The sequence below is a fragment of the Roseovarius autotrophicus genome (genome assembly GCF_018069895.1).
Lineage (GTDB): Bacteria > Pseudomonadota > Alphaproteobacteria > Rhodobacterales > Rhodobacteraceae > Roseovarius > Roseovarius autotrophicus.
In genome coordinates this window covers 129208-146487 of record NZ_JAGQDH010000005.1, presented here as the reverse complement: position 1 = coordinate 146487, position 17280 = coordinate 129208, and the positions used below count along the sequence as shown (strand labels likewise).

Below are 17280 nucleotides of genomic sequence, written 5' to 3'. Positions count from 1 at the left end.
AACGGGCGCGGGATTAAAGCGGTTTGCTCAGTCGAGGCTGTCGCGGCTGAAGAGATAGAGCGCGAGGCCAAGCGCCAGCGCACCGGCGAAGAGCGCGAAAATCGCCACATGACCGGCCAGCACGCCCTGCGCCGAAGCGGTGGCATGGAGCGGCCCGGAGGCGAACTGCGCCACCCCCACCCCGCCGATGCCGAAGAGATTGAGCAGCGTGACGCCGCGCCCGGCCAGATGCGGCGGGATGAAGGCGCGGCCATGGGCGATCACCACCGGAAAGGAGGCCCCGGCAAAGCCCACCAGCGCCAGGAGCGCCACCGAGAGCATAAGGCCATTGTCAGGCCAGAGGATCAGCGCGGCAAGCGCCAGCGCGGCCACCAGATTGCCACCGAAGATCACCCATTTGCGCGTGCGGAAAATCCGGTCGAGCGGCCCATAGGCGAATGTGCCCGCGATCATCGCCAGCCCCATGACCAGCGTCGCCTGCCCAACCTGCCCGGTATCAAGCGCGAATACGTCCCGCAGATAGGGCCCGGCCCAAAGCCCGCGCAGCGCCGCCGAGGGCGCGTAGGCCACGAACATGAGCGGCAGGATCGCCCAGAGGGCGGGCATTCGCAGAAGGTCGAGCACCGAGCCGCGCGCCTTGCCCGTTACGGCCTCGGGGTCGCGCACCAGCGCGATGACACCCGCCGCCACCGCCGCCGACAGCCCCGCAAGCCCCCAGAGTGCCGCGCGCCAGCCCATCGTCTCGGCCGCCCAGGCCATCGGCCATGCCGCCACCAGATTGCCGACCGAGCCGACGCCCAGCATCAGCGCCGCCAGCGTGGCGAATCGCGCGGGCGGGAACTGTCGCGCGAAGATGTAGTAGGAGGCCATCAGCACCGGCGAACAACCCGCCCCGATCAGCGCCATCGCAAAGTTCACCTGCCAGGGTGCCGTGGCCATGGCAAAAAGTGCAGCGCCACCGCCCCCGCCAATGAGCAAAAGCCCCGCTGCGGTGCGGCGCGGACCAAGGCGGTCGAGCGCCGCGCCGACGGGAAGCTGCATCGCCGCGAAAACCAGGAACCACAGGCCTGAGGCGAAAGCCAGATCGTCGGGCGTGGTGCCGATATCGCGCTCCAGCGGGCCGCTGAGGACGGCAAGAAAAGCGCGAAAGAACTGGCTCAGCACATAGGCGAGACAGAGAAGCACAAGGCCGGCGCGCATGGCCTCAGGCCGCGCGCGCGATCAGCACATCGACATGCGCCGCCGCACTCTCGGCCAGCGCGTCGAGGTCATAGCCGCCCTCCAGGCAGGTCACCAGCCGTCCGCCGCAATGGGTGTCGGCCAGATCGCAGAGCCGTTCCGTCACCCAGGCAAAATCGTCGGTCTCCAGCCGCAATTCCGCCAGTGGATCGGCGCGATGCGCGTCGAACCCGGCAGAAACAAGGATCAGATCGGGGCGGAAGGCGGCGACGCGGGGAAACACCTTGTCCTCATAGGCGCGTCGGAAGTCGTCAGAGCCGGTGCCAGGGGCCAGCGGGACATTGAGAACGGTGTCATGAGGCCCGGTTTCGTCGGCGGTGCCGGTGCCGGGCCAAAGCGGGAACTGATGCGACGAGACGAAGAGCGCGCGCGCGTCGTCCTCGAGCAGGTCCTGCGTGCCGTTGCCGTGATGCACGTCGAAATCCACCACCGCCACGCGCGAGAGGCCGTGATGGACAAGCGCATGTTTCGCCGCCACCGCGACATTGCCGAAGATGCAAAAGCCCATCGGCGTCTCGCGCTCGGCATGGTGGCCCGGCGGGCGCGCGGCGACAAAGGCGTTGCCCACCTCGCCCGAGAGCACCAGATCGACCGCACGCACGGCCCCCCCGGCGGCGCGATGCGCGGCATTGAGGCTACCGGGCGACATCCAGGTGTCGGCGTCAAGCTGCACCCGGCCTTCGGCTGGGGCGGCGGCGCGGATGCTCTCGACATAGGATTTCGGATGCACGCGCAGAAGATCGTCCTCGGCCACGAGGGGTGCGCTCACGCGGCGCAGCTCCTTGCCATCAAGCGCCGCGAGTATGCGCGCGAGCCGCGCCACCTGCTCGGGATGGCCCGGCGGCGTAAGGTGGTCAAACCCGTCGTCATGGGTGATCAGGGCTGTGGTCATGGCATTCCTCCGTCTTGGCGGGAAAAGACCTTCTTTGCGCGCGCTTGTCCAGAGCGGCGGGAATATCGCGGCTTTTTCGCCTCACATCCGGGCAAGAGCGCGTGCAAGCGGGCTCTTGCCGACAGCGGTTCATTGAAAAGTCACTTTTCTCTTGCTACGTTATAGTCATGTCCGGCACCGGGGCTCTGCGGTGCGTAACGAAGGAGGACGATGTCCTGTCTCTCATGTCTCATGCGGCCCCTGCCGCTGATATGGCGGCGGTCCATATGACCACCGCACCGCAAGCAGATAGCGAAACACAGCTTGCGGCGATCCTCAAATCCCTCGACGATGACAAGGCCGAAGATGTCGTGCAGATCGACCTGCGCGGCAAATCGGCCATCGGCGATTACATGGTGATCTGTTCGGGGCGCTCGTCACGTCAGGTCTCGGCGATCGCGGAGAAACTTGCCGAACGGCTCAAGCAGGAGCACGGTGTGCTCTGCCGGATAGAGGGCAAGGAAACCGGCGATTGGGTGCTGATCGACACGGGCGATGTGATCGTGCATGTGTTTCGCCCCGAAGTGCGCGAGTTCTACCAGCTCGAAAAGATGTGGCTGCCCTCGGGGCAGACCGCTGCCGCCCGGGTCTGAATGAGACTACGCATCTGCGCGGTCGGCCGGTTGCGCGCCGGGCCGGAAAGCGCGCTTGTCGATGATTATCTGGAACGGTTCGACCGGACGGGCCGCGCCCTTGGCCTTGGGCCGGTAAGCGTGCAGGAGGTCGAGGACCGGCGCGGAGGCGGCATGGCCGCCGAAGCGGTGCTTCTGGAGCGGGCGATTCCGCAAGGTGCGGTGGTCGTGGCGCTTGATGAGCGGGGCCGGATGACAGGCTCGACCGAGTTTGCGGACAGTCTTGCGCGGTGGCGCGACGCGGGGCGGAGCGACATGGCGCTGCTCATCGGCGGGGCGGACGGGCTGTCGTCCGAGTTGCGGGCGCGTGCGGACATGGTGCTGTCCTTCGGGCCGATGGTCTGGCCGCATATGCTGGTTCGGGTCATGCTGGCCGAACAGCTTTACCGTGCCGCCTCGATCCTCGCGGGCAACCCCTATCACCGGGCGTGAGGCGCTAGGCTTCCAGCTTGCTGCGCAATTCACGCAGGACCGGCAGGCTGGCGCGCACGCGATCCTCACCCAAGTCGCGGATGAGGTCGGACACCATCGGCGTGATCGCCGATATCGCAGCATCGCGCGCCTGACGGCCCGAGGGACTGATCGAGACCATCTTGCGGCGGGCATCCTCCCAATCGGGGCGGATATGAACATAGCCAGCCCATTCCAGCTTGGAGAGCGTGTTGGTCATCGCGCCACGGGTGACGTGAAAGCTTTTGGCAAGCTGCGCCGGGCTGCGCTCGTCTCCGATACGGGCGAGGTGGTTGAGCACAGAGAAATGCGAGATTTCCATGCCCTTGGGCAGAACACGGGTGAGCCGTGAACGAATCAGCTGCTCGTTCGTGAGGATCTCGCTGAAAAGCGCCACCGCAAGGGAATTGCTGGTCGTTTCATCCATCAGGGGCCGTCGATCTCTCGGTCATGGCGCAGCGAAGGCACGCGTTTGCGTGCTTGTGCCACTTTCGAGAGGTCGAGATCAACCGAAACGATCCCCGGTGCGGTGCCGCCATCGGCCAGAACCTCGCCCCAGGGCGCCACGACAAGGCTGTGCCCATGGGTCCGGCGCGCCTTGCCGGTGCTGGCGGCATGGGTGCCGGTCTGTGCGGGCGCGAGCACGACACAGCCCGTCTCGATGGCGCGTGCGCGCAGCAGGCTTTCCCAATGGGCCGCCCCGGTGACATGCGAAAAGGCGGCGGGCACGGTGAGGATGTCCGCCCCCGCCTGCGCGAGGCGGCGGTAGAGATGGGGAAAGCGGATGTCGTAGCAGATGCTGAGGCCCAGCTGGCCCCAGGGTGTCTCGGCCAGAACCGCGCGGGTGCCGGGGCGAAAGCCGTCGGATTCGCGATAGGTCTCCTCGGGGGAGACGTCCACGTCGAACATGTGGATCTTGTCATAGCGGGCGCGGATGGTGCCCGTGTCGTCGATCAGAAACGAGCGGTTGGCAAAGCGCCCATCGGGGTCATCGGTTTTCAGGGCGAGCGAGCCGATGAGGAGCCAGGTGCCAAGGCGCGCCGCCTCGTCGCGCAATCCCGCAAGCACAGGGTCGCTTTCTTCGGGGGCGAGCACCGCGTTCTGATGGCTGCGGCTGGCCGAGACGCAATTCGTCACCTCCGGGGTAAGGATGAAGTCCGCGCCCCCTGCCCGTGCCTCGGCCATGAGCGCGCGCACGGTGGCGAGGTTCTCGTGCGGATCGTCGCCGGAGGAGAGTTGCAGGAGCGATGCGCGCATGGCTTCAGCCCTTCAGCAGCGCATCAAGCCTGCCCGCCTGTTCCATCGCATAGAGATCGTCGCAGCCGCCAACATGGGTCTTGCCGATGAAGATCTGCGGCACGGTGTGACGGCCATGCGCGCGCTTCATCATCTCGGATTTGCGCGCGGGCTGCGCCAGCACGTTGATTTCGGAGAAAGTCACGCCCTTCTGCTTCAGAAGGCGCTTGGCCGCATGGCAAAAGCCGCAGAGCGGCGAGGTGTAGATTTCGACGGGTTGCATGGGTGCGCCTTCTGATCCTGTTTTGAAAGAATTTAGGCGTCCTTTGACACGCGCGCCAGTGCGAGAATGCACACGTCTGCCGCGCCGGCCGAATAGGCGGCCTGTGTCGCTGCGGAAAGCGTCGCGCCCGAGGTCATCACGTCATCGATCAGAAGGAGCCGCGCGCCGCGCAGCGTGGAGAGGTGGCGGGGATTGGCGCGGATGGCCCCGTCGAGCGTGGCATGGCGCGCGGTCACGTCGAGGTCCTTAAGGCTTTGGGTATGGCGGGAACGGATCAGAAGATCAGGCACCATCACCAGCCCGGTTTCGTTGGCGAGCGCCCGTGCCAGAAGGGCGGACTGGTTGAAGCGACGGGAAAGCAGACGCAACCAGTGGAGCGGCACCGGCGCAAGCAGCGTGTGGGGCGCGAGGAGCGGCGCGGCGGCGCGGGCGAGCCACTTGCCGGCGGGCTGCGCCACATCGTGTCGGTCGCCATGCTTGAGCGCCAGCACCAGCCGCCGCCCGTTGGCCTCATAGCGCAACGCGGCGCGCCCCCGCGCCCAGGGACGCGCGATGCTCAGGCATGCGTCGCAATGCACTGCTCCGGTGCTCTCGCCCGGAAGCGGGGTGCCGCAGAGATCGCAGACCAGCCCGGTGATGAAAGGCGTATCGCGCCAGCAAGCCCCGCACAGGCCGAAATCATCGGCCACCGGCATGCCGCAAAGGGTGCAGCGCGGCGGATAGACAAGCCGAACCGCCATTTGTAAAGCCGGGTGTGCCACCCTATGCTCCTGTCCATGAGCCAGACCTTGCTGACCGACCGCCCTGCCCTGTTGCGCCAGCGCGCGCGCGCCTTGCGCGCCCCGGCGCTGTTCTTGCAGGAACTGGCCGCCGACGAGATCGAGGATCGGCTGGAACTGGTTAACAAATCCTTTACGGCACCCGGTATCGTCAGCGGATTCCCGGAACTGTGGCAGGCGCGCTTTCCCGAGGCGGTGGTGGTGCCCGATGAGGAGGTGCTGGCCCTTGGCCCCGGCGCGCATGATCTGGTGATCCACGCGCTCTGCCTGCACTGGGCCAACGACCCGGTGGGGCAATTGGTGCAAGCGCGGCGCGCGCTCAGGCCCGATGGCCTTTTGCTGGCGGTGCTCTTCGGCGGCGGCAGCTTGCAGGAATTGCGCGCGGCACTGGCACAGGCGGAGGCGGATGTGGCGGGCGGGCTCTCGCCTCGCGTGCTGCCGATGGGGGAAATCCGCGATCTTGGCGCGCTTTTGCAGCGGGCGGGGCTGGCGCTTCCCGTGGCGGATCGGCTGCCGCTTGATCTGTGCTATCCCGATGCGCTGGCGCTGATGCGTGATCTTCGGGCGATGGGAGAGGGCAACGCCATGGCCGCGCGCCCGCGCGGGATGCTGCGGCGGGAGGTGCTGGCGCGCGCCTGCGAGGTCTATGCCGAAAACTTTGCGCACGCGCAGGGTGGTATCCGCGCCAGCGCCGAAATGATCTTTCTTGCCGGCTGGGCACCGGACCCGAGCCAGCCGCAACCGCTGCGCCCCGGTTCGGCCGTTGCGCGGCTCGCGGATGCGCTTGGCACGCAGGAAACGCCGCTCGGCGATTGACCTTTGACCCGCAGCCTTTATGTCACCCCTGACCCGAGACCGAAGGACAGACAGCCATGCTTGACGCCGCCCGCCCCGACCATGCGCCAGCCGATCACCCAAAGGTGCGGCGTGCAAAGACCGGCGTTCTTCTGGCCAATCTCGGCACGCCTGACCATTACAGCTATTGGCCGATGCGGCGCTATCTCAACGAGTTTCTGTCGGATCGGCGGGTGATCGACTATTCCCCCTGGAAATGGCAGCCGCTCTTGCAGCTCATCATTCTGAGCAAGCGGCCCTTTACCTCTGGCGCGGCCTACAAATCCATCTGGAACGAGGACAAGGGCGAAAGCCCGCTGATGACGATCACGCGCGACCAGACCGCGAAACTCTCTGCCGCGCTTCGTGACCGTTACGGCGATCAGGTGATGGTCGATTTCTGCATGCGCTATGGCAACCCGTCCACCAAGTCGAAAGTGCGCGCCATGGTCGAGGCGGGCTGCACGCGGATCCTGTTCTTTCCGCTCTATCCGCATTACGCGGGCGCGACCTCGGCCACGGCGAACGATCAGTTCTTTCGCGCGCTGATGGCAGAGACATGGCAGCCCGTGGCGCGCGTGGCGGATCCCTATTTCGGGCATCCGCTCTATATCGAAGCGCTCGCGCAATCGGTGGAGCGCGCGTATGCGGATGTGGATAAGCAGCCCGAGATCCTTGTTGTGTCCTATCACGGGATGCCGAAACGCTATCTGATGCAGGGCGACCCCTATCATTGCCAATGCCAGAAGACGACACGCCTCTTGCGCGAACGGCTGGGCTGGGAGGCGACCGAGATCACCACCACCTTTCAGTCGGTCTTTGGCCCCGAGGAATGGCTCAAACCCTATACCGTGGACGAGGTCGCACGTTTGGCCCGCGAGGACGGAAAGAAGCGTATCGCCGTGATCGCCCCCGCCTTTTCGGCCGATTGCATCGAGACGCTGGAAGAGATCAACGAGGAGATCCGCGAGAGCTTTGAGGAGGCGGGCGGTGAGGAGTTCACCTATATCCCCTGCCTCAACGATGACGACGCACATATTGCGGCGCTCTCGGCGATTGTCGAAACCAACCTCAAGGGCTGGCTCGACTGAGGTTGACCCGGCTATGAAAACGAAAAAAGGCAGCGAGTTTTCGCTGCCTTTTTCCTTTGGTCCGTGGTCCGGATCAGTCGGCGATGACGACCGCAGCGACGATCGCGAGCAGGAGCAGCGGCACCCAGACGGCAGCGGCCGACGAGCTTGCGCTGGTTTCTTCAACAATCACCGGCGCTTCGATCACCGGCTCTGCGAGAGTGCCGGCATAACCTGTGGATGCAGCAACAGACAGGGCAGCCGCGAGAGCAAATTTCTTCATGATATCCTCCAGATTCAACCGCGGACCTACCCTTAGGGATGACCGCCGGTGCAAGACTTACCTCGTAAGTCCCGATTAATCAAAGAATCTGGAAATTGCAAACTTATCTTTACAGTCTGCCTCCGTTCGCCGCCACGCTTACGTCAAATTAGCAACACTTGTGTGCCAACCTTGGCAAATGCGAAGAGCTCCTGAATATGCTCGTTATAGAGCCCGATGCAGCCGTTGGACGAGCGACGCCCGATCTTGCGCGTATCATGGGTGCCGTGGATACGGTAATAGGTCCAGCTGAGGTAGAGCGCATGGGTGCCCATCGGATTGTCCGGCCCCGGCGGCACATAAGCGGGCCATTCCGGGTTGCGCTTGAGCATGGACGGCGTCGGGCGCCAGCTTGGCCCCTCGACCTTGCGGACGATCGAGGTGCGGCCACGGCGTGTCAGATCTTCGCTCAGCGGCACGGAGGAGGGATAAAGCTTGTAGGTTGTCCCGTCCTCACCCCAGTAATGAACGGCGCGCGAGTCGATGTCGCACAGAATCGCGCCGCCCTTGAGGTTCGAGAAATAGGGCTGCCAGTCGAGCGTGCGGAAAGCCGAGATGTTGCGTCGCACACTCTGGGTCACGTCACGCTCGATCTCTACTGTGTCGTCTCCGTCAACACTCTGCGCAATGGCGGGCGCACCGATCAGTGCCGCGCCCCCGGCGAGAAAGGCGCGTCGATTCCATTTGTCCCGGAAAATGGGGGGCATTGTTGTGTCTCCAGTTTTTCCTGCCGCGATCAGCGTAATATATGGCTTCGAACGCTCAGTCGCAAATCAAACGCTCGTTATATGGCGAAACTTCGCAGATGCCGGTTTGAACAAGGTGGTCTGCCGGGGTATAGCGGGTGAAACAATTCTGCGGGTGGCTTGATCTCATGGCGCGTCTTCTGATTCTTTGTCTGTCGGCCCTTCTGGCCCTTTCGGCATGTGCGGCGCCGCCGCCACCGCCGCCGCAGCTTGGCGCCGACGGCAGGCCCCTGCCCCGCCTCTACCGGATCAAGCCGGGCGACACGCGCGAAATCCAGTTCCGCATGCTTGATTCAGTCAATGCGCTGCGTCAGGCCGCCGGGGCGGTGCCGCTCACGCTGGACGATCGCCTGACAGCCGCCGCGGCGACCCATGCGCGCGACATGTCGGTGCAGAATCGGCCCTGGCATTTCGGCTCGGACGGCTCGTCACCGGTGGATCGGATCCGGCGCGTCGGCTATACCGGCCAGCTTGTCGGCGAGACGATCTCGGAAACCTACGAGACCGAGCTTGAAACCCTCGCCGCCTGGATGGAAGAGGACGTGACCCGCCGTGTGATCCTGTCGCCCAATGCACGCAAGATGGGCTTTGCCTGGAATCAGGACCCGACCGGCAAGATCTGGTGGACGATGACGATTGGCAGCTGATTACGCGTTCAGCGTGATCGGCGTGCCATCGCGCACCATGGCATAGACATCCTCCATCTCGTGATTCGTCACCGAGATGCAGCCCGCGGTCCAGTCCGGCTTGAGAAAGCTGAAGATGTTCGGCTCTCCGTGGATGAAGATGTCGCCGCCGGGTGGTTTTCCATGCGCCTGCGCAAAGGCGATATCCGCCTCGTTGGGATAGGAAATCCCGATCGACAGATGAAAGGCGCTGTCGGGATTGCGGCGGTCGATGTGATACTCGCCCTCGGGGGTCTTGCCATCGCCCTCGAACTGCTTGTGCCCCTCGGGAGCAAAGCCCAGATCCACCTCATACCGCTTTAGAACGCGCTGATGGTGCAGGAGGAACATCTCTCGATTGCCCTTGTTGACAATGAGGCGCGTCACCTCGGGGCCACGATATGTCTTGAATTTCGTTCTATCCGCGCATCCCGCAAGGGTCGCCGCCCCCGCCAGAAGCGCAAATCGCCGTGTCATGCTCATGGTTCTGCCCGCTCTGCTGCCTGCCCGTTTTTTCGGGAAGACTACCCTATTCAGGCCCCGCGAGGTAGCGGAATCTGCCGCGCTCACGCGCCGTTGAGCGTGAATCCGGCCACAAGCTCGACATGCGCGGACCAGCGGAACTGATCGACCACGCGGACCGGGCCGAGCGCATAACCCGCCGCAACAAGCGTGGCCGCATCACGGGCAAAGGTGACGGGATTGCACGACACATGCGCGATGCGGGGCACGCGGGCACGGGCAAGCTCGGCAATCTGTGCCTCGGCGCCAGCGCGAGGCGGGTCGATTACAGCGGCGTCGAAACGGGCAAGTTCTTCGGCCAGAAGCGGGCGGCGAAACAGATCCCGCGTCTCGCTTGTCACCGCGCGCAGGCCGCTTGTGTGGCGAACGCCGTGATCAAGTGCGGCGATCATCTCTGCCGCACACTCGACCGCGTGAACCGCAGCGGTCCGGGCCAGCGGAAAGGTGAACGTGCCACAGCCGGCAAAAAGATCGACGATCCGGCGCGCGCCTTGCAGAATTGTCTCTGTTTCTGCGCAAAGCGCCGCCTCTCCCTCGGCGGTCGCCTGAAGAAAGGCGCGCGGCGGCGGCACCACGCGCACTGTGCCAAACACTTGTTCAGGCGCGCGACGCGTCACCACGACCTCTCCCTCCCAGGCGAGACGCGCAAGATCGTGTCGCCCGGCGAGGGCGGCAAGGGCGATGCGCAGCGGCCCATCGAGCGGCTTGCCGCCGTCAACCGCCAGATCCAGCCCGTGCAGCGACAAGCTGGCCGTCACCGCCAGCGCGCCTTTGCGGCTTGCCCCGGTCAGCGCGAGATCGCGCGCAACAGACAGCGCCGCCATCAGGTCGGGATGGAGGAGGCGACAATCGGGCACCTCGACGATATGATCGCTGGCGCGCGCGTGAAACCCGGCCATGGCCCCGCTCTTGGTGCGCCGTGCAGCCAGCGTGGCGCGGCGACGAGAGGCGGGGGGCGAGGTCAGAGCAGGCCCTATCTCGGCGGATATGCCCTGTGCCCGGAGCGCGCTCTGGACAATCTCGCGCTTCCACTCGGCCACGAAACCATCCGAGGCGTGCTGCACCTGGCAGCCGCCGCAGGCGGTGTAGTGACGGCAGGGCGGGCGCACGCGGTCGGGCGAGGGCGCGCGGATGCGCACATCATGCAGCACCTGCCCCTCTGTCCTGCCACTCACCTCTTCGCCCGGCAGGGTGCGCGGCGCAAAAACCGGGCCGTCGGCGATACCATCTCCGCGCGCGCCAAGACGGAGGATGTGATACGTGCTCACAACAGATCCTCACGGCCAAGCATGAAGCCAGAGGCGATCCAGCGCGCCTCGAGCGCGCGCAGGCGCGCGCCCAGCGCGGGGCCGGCAAGACCGGGCATGAGATCCGCAGGCTTGACCGGAAAAACCGCCGCAGCCCCCCTTTGCAACTCTTGCCAGGTCTCGGGGGTGGGGGCCTCACCGACAAGGGCGGCCCGCACAAGCAGGATATCGCCGCCGTCACCAATCCCGTGGCGATAGCCCAGTTCGGCTGCGGGCCTGTCCTCGACAAGCGCCTTGCGCAGCATGTCCAGCCTACGATCCTCGGCCCGGGACAGGCGAAGCCGTTCGGCCACCGCCTCGCCCCCCAGAAGCGCGAGCCGCCGAATGGCATCTGGCGCCGTGTCGGTTTCTGATTCCAGGTGGACAAGCGGTGCCATCGCTCTTGCATCCGCGCCGGGCAGCACGGCCTGCAAGATCCCCGCCCCCTGCATCGCCGCAAGCGCTGGCGCGGGATCTGGCGCGGCGAGAAGCTTGCGCATCTCCGCACCCACCCTCTCTCGCGAGAGGCCGGCAAGCCCGTCTTGTGCCGCGACACAGGCGGCAAGCGCCTCTGGGTCCAGCCCGGACCTTGGGTCACCATACCAGGCGTGAAACCGGAAGAAGCGCAGGATCCGCAGGTAATCCTCGCGGATGCGGCGGGCGGGATCCTCGATGAAGCGCACACGCCGCGCACGCAGATCCGCGATCCCGCCCAGGGGATCAACAACCGAACCGTCAGGACGGGCATAAAGCGCGTTCATGGTGAAATCACGGCGCCGCGCGTCGGCCACGATGTCCTGGCCAAACACCACCTGCGCGTGACGGCCAAACGTCTCTATATCGGCGCGAAAGCTGGTGATCTCATGGGGCAGGCCGCCGGAAACCACGGTCACGGTGCCATGGTCTATCCCCGTCGGCACGGGCTTGAGCCCGGCCCTGACCGCCAGATCCATCACCCTGTCAGGATGCGCATCGGTCGCGATGTCGATATCCGCGACCGCCGCGCCCAGAAGCGCGTTACGCACACATCCACCCACGAACAGCGCCTGATAGCCCCCCGCCGACAGGATATCGCAGACGGCGCGGGTCTCGGGGCGGGTGATCCAGTCGCCGGTGATCTTCATGACCTGCCCGCCATCGCAGCCATCATCCGCAGGATCCGTGCCGTCGCGCCCCAGATGTAGTAGGGGCCGAACGGCACCGCATAATAGCGCCGCCACACCCCTTGCCAACGGCGCTTTTCAACCCTGTAACGGCCCGGATCCATCAGATGCGACAGTGGCACATCGAACACCTCGGCCACCTCTCCGTGGTCCGGCCGGGGGATGAACGGGGCATGGATGCGTGCCAGAACCGGGGTCACGTCAAAGCCGGTCACCGTCTCGTGGCGCGGCAGATTACCCAGAATGTCCACCGTGTCGGGGGATAGCCCGATTTCCTCGTGCGCCTCGCGCAGCGCGGTGGCACGGATATCGACATCGGCCGCATCCTGCTTGCCACCGGGAAAGGCGATCTGGCCGGGGTGATGCTTGAGTGCGGACGAACGTTTGGTAAGGATCACCCGCGCCTCGGACCCGCGATACACCACCGGCACAAGCACCCCTGCGGGCCGCAACCTGCGCCCCGGCGGCAGGGTGATCTCGGGGTTGAGATCGTAATCCGACGTTCCGCCGCACCCGTGCGAAAGCGCGGCGAGAACCGGCGCGAGGGGATCAGTCGCGCTCACTCGGACCCTCCGGCGCATCGAACCCGAGCGTGGCGGGATCGAGCGTGTAATGCGCGCCGCAAAACTGACAATCTGCGGTTACGGTGCCGTCCGTGGTTGTCATCGTTTCGATATCGCGGGCCGAATAGATCGAAAGGCTGTTGCGCACACGCGCTTCCGAACAGGTGCAGCCAAAGCGCACCGCCTGCATGTCAAAGACACGCGGCCCCTCTTCATGGAACAGCCGCACGAGAAGGTCGGTGGGCGAGACACTGGGGCCAATCATTTCGAGATCCTCGACCGTATCGAGCAGAAGGTTGGCCCGAGACCAGTTCTCGGCGTCGTCACCATCGACAAGATCGTCGGCGGCCAGCAGCCCGTTCTCGCCGGAACCTCCGCCGCTGGCGAAGGGCGATGCCTTGGGCATGTGTTGAAGCATGACACCCCCGGCGCGCCAGTGCTCGGCCTCGCCCGGCGTGGACGACTTGCCAAAGCTCAGCGAGAACCGTGTCGGAAGCTGCTCGGATTGGGCGAAATATGCCTCGGCGCATTGATGGAGCGCAGCGCCGGTCAGCGGTGTGATACCCTGATAGGGCGTCGTGCCCTTCCCCTGATCGATCAGGACCGCGAAGTAGCCCTCGCCCAACTGGTCAAAGGGCCGCGCGTGTCGCAGCCGGGCCGGGTCGAACCCCGCATAGGCGCGCAGCCGAGCGGGTTCGCCTTCCCTGACGGGGGCAAAGTAATCGGTGGCGATCATGCGCACGGCGCCGTTGCTTTGCACCTGAAGCGAGAGCTTCCATCGCAGCTTCATCGTCTGGCCGATCAGCGCCGTCAAAAGCGCCATCTCGGCGATCAGCGCCTCGACCGGCTCGGGGTAATCATGCTGCGCAAGGATCGCATCGAGCACTCCGTCAAGCCGCGCGACGCGCCCCCGGATATCGGCACGGTCAAGCTGGAACGGCAACACCGTGTCATCCCAGGCGATTCGCTGTCCAAGGCTCATGGGGTTTCCTTTTCTGGCCGGCTTCCGCATATCGTGTCCGTCGGGACGGGACAAGCCGAGGGCAGGGAGAGGGCGATGATCCGACGATTTGGCGAAGTGCCGCGCAACGATACAAGGTATCGTCTGCGGCCGGGCGTTTATGCGATCCTCGAGAGGGGCGGGCGTCTTCTTGTGACGCATCAGGCCGAGCCGGTGCCCGAGTATCAGCTTCCCGGGGGCGGCATCGATCCGGGCGAGACGCCATTGCACGCCCTGCATCGCGAGGTCATGGAAGAAACCGGGTGGCGGATCGCACGACCACGGCGGCTCGGGGCTTTCCGGCGTTTCACCTATATGCCGGAATATGATCTCTGGGCGGAAAAGCTTTGCCTGATCTATCGCGCCTTTCCCGCCCGACAGATCTGCGCACCGACGGAACCTGGGCACCGGGCCGAATGGCTTTCACCGAACCAGGCCGCAAGGATGCTGGGCAATCAGGGGGATCGGCATTTTGTCAGCCGGATCGCGGATTTGCTCTGAATTCAACGAGGACCGCCGAAATGTCATCGGAGAACTCTTGGTCGGCGGCATGATCGGACAGTTTCCACATCAGGGAGTCAAGGAAGGCCGGACCGTGTGTCTGGCGCAACTCCACCATGAACCGTGCCAGACCCGGCCCCTCGAGCATGGCACCGTCGGGGGCGGCGCATTCGGTCAACCCATCAGAATGGATGAGCAGCCGATCACCGGGGCCAAGGGTGAAGACGACCGGGTCGAATGTGGCATTGTCGATCAGCCCGACCGGCAGGCCGCCATGGCCCATGAACTCTACCGAGCCATCGCGGCGCTGCACGATCGGATGCGGGTGCCCGGCCTGCGCGAGCAGCACCCGCCCGCTGCAAAGGTCAACATCGGCCAGCACGATAGTGAAATAATGATCGGTATCGAGATCGGACAGGATGATGTGATTGAGTCGGGCGAGGGTCTCGGCCGGGGGGCGCGCGGTAAAGCACCCCGGTGCGACCTCCTGCAGGGCCAGGTTCTGTTCCGGCACGGTGGCGGAAAGGTAACTTGCCAGCCGCGCGGTCATCAGTGCCGAGCTGACACCGTGCCCCGAGACATCGATCGCGTAAAGACCGATCCGCTGACCTGAAATCGGAAACATCCCGACCAGGTCGCCACCCACATGCCCCGCCGAGTGCAGCATGAGCGACACTTCGGCCACCCCGAAATCGCGGTATCGCTCGTTCAGCAATGCCTGCTGAAGTTTCTTTGCCTCGATCAGATCGCTGTCGAGGGAATCATACAGGATCTGCAACTCTTCAAGCGTACTCTTGATCAGACGGTTCTTCTCGGTCAGCTGCCGTTCCATGTCGAGAATCCGCTTGCCCGCCGCCAGCCGTGCACGCAGTTCGGCCGCGTTGACCGGCTTTGTCAGGAAATCGTCGGCCCCGGCATCAAGACCAAGCGCCACCTCATCCTTGTCGCTCTTCGTGGTCAGAAGGATGAAATAGCCATAATTGTCACGCTCCATGGTCCGGAAGGCGCGGCAGAATTCCAGCCCGCTCATGCCCGGCATGATCCAGTCGCTCATCACGATGTCAGGGGGCCTCTCACGGCAGGATGCCAGGGCCTCGACCGCGTTTGCCGCCTCTTCGATGCTAAAGCCCCATTGCCGCAGATATGTGGATACGATGCGGCGCTGAAGCCTGCTGTCATCAACAACAAGAACATGCAGCGCCGGCGCGGCGGCGCACTCATTCTCCGAAACTGTCGTGATCTCAGGTCGCACATCATCACCCGGTCCTCGTCTCGAATCGACAATTGCGCGTGAGGTCCTAAGAATCCGTGAAATTTCAAGTTTTGCCGAATTTCCCGAGGCTGTTAACCCGATCTGAACGAAAAGACCGCATTCTGGCGCCAACGAGGAGAGATTGCCATGATCGACTGGGACCGCGTTCGCGGGTTACGGCTGGAAATTGGACCGAACACCTTTGAAGAGGTGCTCGACCTTTTCCTTGAGGAGGTTGAAACAGGACTTGCCGGCCTTCATGACACCATGCCCGAATCGGAGCGCACCGAGCGATTGCACTTTCTTGCCGGAAGCGCGCTCAACCTTGGCTTTGCGACATTCGCGGGGCTTTGCCAGGCCGTGGAACGCGGCCAGCACACGGCCACTGCGGCCGAGATCCTCGGGTGTTATGACCGCTCAAGGGCCGAGTTTCTGGCGAATATCGGCAAGGCGCTCGCCGCATGAGCTGCCCGAAGCCCCCGAAAGCGGCCGCAATCCGTGGCGAACAACGCTCAGATAAGGAATTCGGCCAGCACCTCGTCGCGGGTTATGTCGCGATACTGAAAGCCTGTCTTGTCGAGTTTCTGGAGAAATGCGTGAAAATTCTCGGATCGGGTGGTTTCGATCCCGATCAGGACCGAGCCGAAGTTGCGGGCGGATTTCTTGAGATACTCGAACCGCGCGATGTCGTCCTCCGGCCCGAGCACGGCAAGGAAATCCCGCAACGCGCCGGGGCGTTGCGGCATGCGCAGGATGAAGTATTTCTTGAGGCCCGCAAACCGTTGTGCCCGCTCCTTGACCTCGGGCAGGCGCTCGAAATCGAAATTACCGCCGGAAGTGACGCAGACGACGCGCCTGCCCTTGATCGCATCGCCCATATCGGCAAGCGCATCGACCGAAAGCGCCCCGGCGGGTTCGAGCACGATCCCCTCGATATTGAGCATTTCGAGCATCGTCGTGCAAAGGCGATCCTCGTCAATTGCCCTGACATCCGCGGGGGCGATGTCCCTGAGTCGGGCAAAGGTGCGCGTGCCGATCTGCGCCACCGCCGCGCCATCGGCAAAGGTATTGACGGCAGGCAGACGCACCGGGGCGCCGCTGGCAAGGGCCGCGGCAAGACAGGCGCCCCCCGCAGGCTCGACCAGCGTCAGCGCGACGGTCCCGCCGAAATAACTGCGGATCCCCGCGGCAAGGCCGCCACCGCCGACCGGCAGGATCAGGTTATCCGGCGCGCCGCCAAGCTGTGCCTCGATCTCGACGGCGACAGTGGCCTGCCCCTCGATCACGTCTTCATCATCGAAAGGCGACAGGAAATGCGCGCCCATCTCGGTGCAATAGGCCTGCGCCGCCGCAAGGGTATCATCGAAATAATCACCGGTAAGCCGGATCGTGACCGCATCACCGCCAAACTTGTCGGTCTTGCCGATCTTCTGCTGCGGCGTTGTCACCGGCATGAAGATCACGCCGCGCACACCGAAATGGCGGCACATGAAGGCGACGCCCTGAGCATGGTTGCCGGCGCTCGCACAGACGAATTGCGTGGTGTCGGGACGCGCGGCGAGAACCTTGCGCATGGCGTTGAAGGCACCGCGCAGCTTGTACGAGCGGACCGGGCTCAGATCCTCGCGCTTGAGCAGGATCTCGGCCCCGTAACGCTCGGACAGATGGTCATTGCGCTGCAGGGGTGTCGGCGCGAACACGGTGCGCATGGCGGCCTCGGCGACGCGGGCGGTATCTTTGAAATCGGACATGTCCGCCTGAGTGCCGCAATCGCCCCGCGCTGGCAAGGGGCGTGGCTTGCCCCGA

At 64.7% G+C, this 17280-nt stretch carries 22 protein-coding genes; 7 read left to right on the top strand and 15 right to left on the bottom strand.

Annotated features, from left to right (window positions below):
- Positions 1–27: 27 nt before the first annotated feature.
- On the bottom strand, positions 28–1200 hold the full coding sequence (locus KAK09_RS08215; RefSeq protein WP_210878448.1) for an MFS transporter: 1173 nt from the start codon (positions 1198–1200) through the stop codon (positions 28–30).
- Between the two features lie 4 nt (positions 1201–1204).
- The gene (locus KAK09_RS08210) at positions 1205–2131 is read right to left on the bottom strand and encodes a histone deacetylase family protein (protein WP_210878447.1); all 927 of its coding nucleotides are present in this window, start codon (positions 2129–2131) and stop codon (positions 1205–1207) included.
- Between the two features lie 266 nt (positions 2132–2397).
- Between KAK09_RS08210 and rsfS the strand changes: the two genes are divergently transcribed.
- Complete coding sequence (rsfS, locus tag KAK09_RS08205) at positions 2398–2763, top strand: ribosome silencing factor (protein WP_336244438.1); 366 nt, start codon at positions 2398–2400, stop codon at positions 2761–2763.
- Positions 2764–3234 carry a 23S rRNA (pseudouridine(1915)-N(3))-methyltransferase RlmH gene (gene rlmH / locus KAK09_RS08200; RefSeq protein ID WP_210878445.1) on the top strand — a complete coding sequence of 157 codons (471 nt, stop codon included), beginning with the start codon at positions 2764–2766 and terminating at the stop codon, positions 3232–3234.
- 4 nt (positions 3235–3238) lie between these two features.
- Here the strand turns inward: rlmH and KAK09_RS08195 are convergent, their stop codons facing one another.
- Genes KAK09_RS08195 through KAK09_RS08180 form a run of 4 tightly spaced genes read right to left on the bottom strand, consistent with a single transcriptional unit; the run spans position 3239 to position 5511 of the window.
- Positions 3239–3679, bottom strand: a complete 441-nt coding sequence (locus KAK09_RS08195) for a MarR family winged helix-turn-helix transcriptional regulator (RefSeq protein ID WP_210878444.1) — start codon at positions 3677–3679, stop codon at positions 3239–3241.
- Positions 3679–4509 carry a carbon-nitrogen hydrolase family protein gene (locus KAK09_RS08190; RefSeq protein ID WP_210878443.1) on the bottom strand — a complete coding sequence of 277 codons (831 nt, stop codon included), beginning with the start codon at positions 4507–4509 and terminating at the stop codon, positions 3679–3681. The genes KAK09_RS08195 and KAK09_RS08190 overlap by 1 nt, the downstream gene beginning before the upstream one ends.
- Positions 4510–4513: 4 nt before the next feature.
- Positions 4514–4771 carry a glutaredoxin 3 gene (gene grxC, locus KAK09_RS08185; RefSeq protein WP_210878442.1) on the bottom strand — a complete coding sequence of 86 codons (258 nt, stop codon included), beginning with the start codon at positions 4769–4771 and terminating at the stop codon, positions 4514–4516.
- Between the two features lie 32 nt (positions 4772–4803).
- Positions 4804–5511, bottom strand: coding sequence for a double zinc ribbon domain-containing protein (locus KAK09_RS08180; RefSeq protein ID WP_210878526.1), 708 nt, complete (start codon positions 5509–5511; stop codon positions 4804–4806).
- 36 nt (positions 5512–5547) lie between these two features.
- Between KAK09_RS08180 and KAK09_RS08175 the strand changes: the two genes are divergently transcribed.
- The gene (locus KAK09_RS08175) at positions 5548–6366 is read left to right on the top strand and encodes a methyltransferase domain-containing protein (RefSeq protein ID WP_210878441.1); all 819 of its coding nucleotides are present in this window, start codon (positions 5548–5550) and stop codon (positions 6364–6366) included.
- A gap of 56 nt (positions 6367–6422) precedes the next feature.
- Complete coding sequence (gene hemH / locus KAK09_RS08170) at positions 6423–7475, top strand: ferrochelatase (protein ID WP_210878440.1); 1053 nt, start codon at positions 6423–6425, stop codon at positions 7473–7475.
- 73 nt (positions 7476–7548) lie between these two features.
- On the opposite strand, the gene KAK09_RS08165 is transcribed toward hemH, so the two are convergent.
- Complete coding sequence (locus tag KAK09_RS08165) at positions 7549–7737, bottom strand: hypothetical protein (protein ID WP_210878439.1); 189 nt, start codon at positions 7735–7737, stop codon at positions 7549–7551.
- 143 nt (positions 7738–7880) lie between these two features.
- Positions 7881–8483 (bottom strand): L,D-transpeptidase, encoded by a 603-nt coding sequence (locus tag KAK09_RS08160; RefSeq protein ID WP_210878438.1) that lies wholly within the window; start codon positions 8481–8483, stop codon positions 7881–7883.
- Positions 8484–8650: 167 nt separating this feature from the next.
- Between KAK09_RS08160 and dalA the strand changes: the two genes are divergently transcribed.
- Positions 8651–9169: a divisome-associated lipoprotein DalA gene (gene dalA / locus KAK09_RS08155; protein ID WP_210878437.1), complete on the top strand. Its 519-nt coding sequence runs from the start codon at positions 8651–8653 to the stop codon at positions 9167–9169.
- Here dalA and KAK09_RS08150 read toward each other — a convergent pair whose 3' ends face one another.
- The 5 genes from KAK09_RS08150 to hslO all read right to left on the bottom strand — a co-directional run bounded on the left by KAK09_RS08150 (position 9170) and on the right by hslO (position 13703).
- On the bottom strand, positions 9170–9670 hold the full coding sequence (locus KAK09_RS08150) for a L,D-transpeptidase family protein (protein WP_210878436.1): 501 nt from the start codon (positions 9668–9670) through the stop codon (positions 9170–9172).
- A gap of 83 nt (positions 9671–9753) precedes the next feature.
- Positions 9754–10977 (bottom strand): class I SAM-dependent RNA methyltransferase, encoded by a 1224-nt coding sequence (locus KAK09_RS08145; protein ID WP_210878435.1) that lies wholly within the window; start codon positions 10975–10977, stop codon positions 9754–9756.
- Positions 10974–12119, bottom strand: coding sequence for a CCA tRNA nucleotidyltransferase (locus tag KAK09_RS08140; RefSeq protein ID WP_210878434.1), 1146 nt, complete (start codon positions 12117–12119; stop codon positions 10974–10976). The genes KAK09_RS08145 and KAK09_RS08140 overlap by 4 nt, the downstream gene beginning before the upstream one ends.
- Entirely contained in the window at positions 12116–12739 is a 624-nt protein-coding gene (locus tag KAK09_RS08135; RefSeq protein ID WP_210878433.1) for a CoA pyrophosphatase, read from the bottom strand. The genes KAK09_RS08140 and KAK09_RS08135 overlap by 4 nt, the downstream gene beginning before the upstream one ends.
- Entirely contained in the window at positions 12708–13703 is a 996-nt protein-coding gene (gene hslO / locus KAK09_RS08130; protein ID WP_210878432.1) for an Hsp33 family molecular chaperone HslO, read from the bottom strand. Before hslO ends, KAK09_RS08135 begins: the two co-directional genes overlap by 32 nt.
- A gap of 75 nt (positions 13704–13778) precedes the next feature.
- Between hslO and KAK09_RS08125 the strand changes: the two genes are divergently transcribed.
- A complete protein-coding gene (locus tag KAK09_RS08125; RefSeq protein WP_210878431.1) occupies positions 13779–14222 on the top strand; it encodes an NUDIX hydrolase in 444 nt (147 codons plus the stop codon).
- Here the strand turns inward: KAK09_RS08125 and KAK09_RS08120 are convergent.
- Positions 14197–15474, bottom strand: a complete 1278-nt coding sequence (locus KAK09_RS08120) for a PP2C family protein-serine/threonine phosphatase (RefSeq protein WP_336244436.1) — start codon at positions 15472–15474, stop codon at positions 14197–14199. The two genes, KAK09_RS08125 and KAK09_RS08120, sit on opposite strands and share 26 nt — an antisense overlap.
- Before the next feature lie 147 nt (positions 15475–15621).
- On the opposite strand from KAK09_RS08120, the gene KAK09_RS08115 reads away from it, so the two are divergent.
- The gene (locus KAK09_RS08115) at positions 15622–15939 is read left to right on the top strand and encodes an Hpt domain-containing protein (protein WP_210878430.1); all 318 of its coding nucleotides are present in this window, start codon (positions 15622–15624) and stop codon (positions 15937–15939) included.
- Positions 15940–15986: 47 nt separating this feature from the next.
- Here the strand turns inward: KAK09_RS08115 and ilvA are convergent, their stop codons facing one another.
- Complete coding sequence (ilvA, locus tag KAK09_RS08110) at positions 15987–17225, bottom strand: threonine ammonia-lyase IlvA (protein WP_210878429.1); 1239 nt, start codon at positions 17223–17225, stop codon at positions 15987–15989.
- Between the last annotated feature and the right edge of the window lie 55 nt (positions 17226–17280).

Excerpts from the sequence above, each read along its gene's own strand:
- KAK09_RS08215 (WP_210878448.1), bottom strand. The coding sequence starts at position 1,200 with ATGCGCGCCGGCCTTGTGCTTCTCTGTCTCGCCTATGTGCTGAGCCAG.
- KAK09_RS08210 (WP_210878447.1), bottom strand. The coding sequence starts at position 2,131 with ATGACCACAGCCCTGATCACCCATGACGACGGGTTTGACCACCTTACG.
- rsfS (WP_336244438.1), top strand. The coding sequence starts at position 2,398 with ATGACCACCGCACCGCAAGCAGATAGCGAAACACAGCTTGCGGCGATC.
- rlmH (WP_210878445.1), top strand. The coding sequence starts at position 2,764 with ATGAGACTACGCATCTGCGCGGTCGGCCGGTTGCGCGCCGGGCCGGAA.
- KAK09_RS08195 (WP_210878444.1), bottom strand. The coding sequence starts at position 3,679 with ATGGATGAAACGACCAGCAATTCCCTTGCGGTGGCGCTTTTCAGCGAG.
- KAK09_RS08190 (WP_210878443.1), bottom strand. The coding sequence starts at position 4,509 with ATGCGCGCATCGCTCCTGCAACTCTCCTCCGGCGACGATCCGCACGAG.
- grxC (WP_210878442.1), bottom strand. The coding sequence starts at position 4,771 with ATGCAACCCGTCGAAATCTACACCTCGCCGCTCTGCGGCTTTTGCCAT.
- KAK09_RS08180 (WP_210878526.1), bottom strand. The coding sequence starts at position 5,511 with ATGGCGGTTCGGCTTGTCTATCCGCCGCGCTGCACCCTTTGCGGCATG.
- KAK09_RS08175 (WP_210878441.1), top strand. The coding sequence starts at position 5,548 with ATGAGCCAGACCTTGCTGACCGACCGCCCTGCCCTGTTGCGCCAGCGC.
- hemH (WP_210878440.1), top strand. The coding sequence starts at position 6,423 with ATGCTTGACGCCGCCCGCCCCGACCATGCGCCAGCCGATCACCCAAAG.
- KAK09_RS08165 (WP_210878439.1), bottom strand. The coding sequence starts at position 7,737 with ATGAAGAAATTTGCTCTCGCGGCTGCCCTGTCTGTTGCTGCATCCACA.
- KAK09_RS08160 (WP_210878438.1), bottom strand. The coding sequence starts at position 8,483 with ATGCCCCCCATTTTCCGGGACAAATGGAATCGACGCGCCTTTCTCGCC.
- dalA (WP_210878437.1), top strand. The coding sequence starts at position 8,651 with ATGGCGCGTCTTCTGATTCTTTGTCTGTCGGCCCTTCTGGCCCTTTCG.
- KAK09_RS08150 (WP_210878436.1), bottom strand. The coding sequence starts at position 9,670 with ATGAGCATGACACGGCGATTTGCGCTTCTGGCGGGGGCGGCGACCCTT.
- KAK09_RS08140 (WP_210878434.1), bottom strand. The coding sequence starts at position 12,119 with ATGAAGATCACCGGCGACTGGATCACCCGCCCCGAGACCCGCGCCGTC.
- KAK09_RS08135 (WP_210878433.1), bottom strand. The coding sequence starts at position 12,739 with ATGCGCCGGAGGGTCCGAGTGAGCGCGACTGATCCCCTCGCGCCGGTT.
- hslO (WP_210878432.1), bottom strand. The coding sequence starts at position 13,703 with ATGAGCCTTGGACAGCGAATCGCCTGGGATGACACGGTGTTGCCGTTC.
- KAK09_RS08125 (WP_210878431.1), top strand. The coding sequence starts at position 13,779 with ATGATCCGACGATTTGGCGAAGTGCCGCGCAACGATACAAGGTATCGT.
- KAK09_RS08115 (WP_210878430.1), top strand. The coding sequence starts at position 15,622 with ATGATCGACTGGGACCGCGTTCGCGGGTTACGGCTGGAAATTGGACCG.
- ilvA (WP_210878429.1), bottom strand. The coding sequence starts at position 17,225 with ATGTCCGATTTCAAAGATACCGCCCGCGTCGCCGAGGCCGCCATGCGC.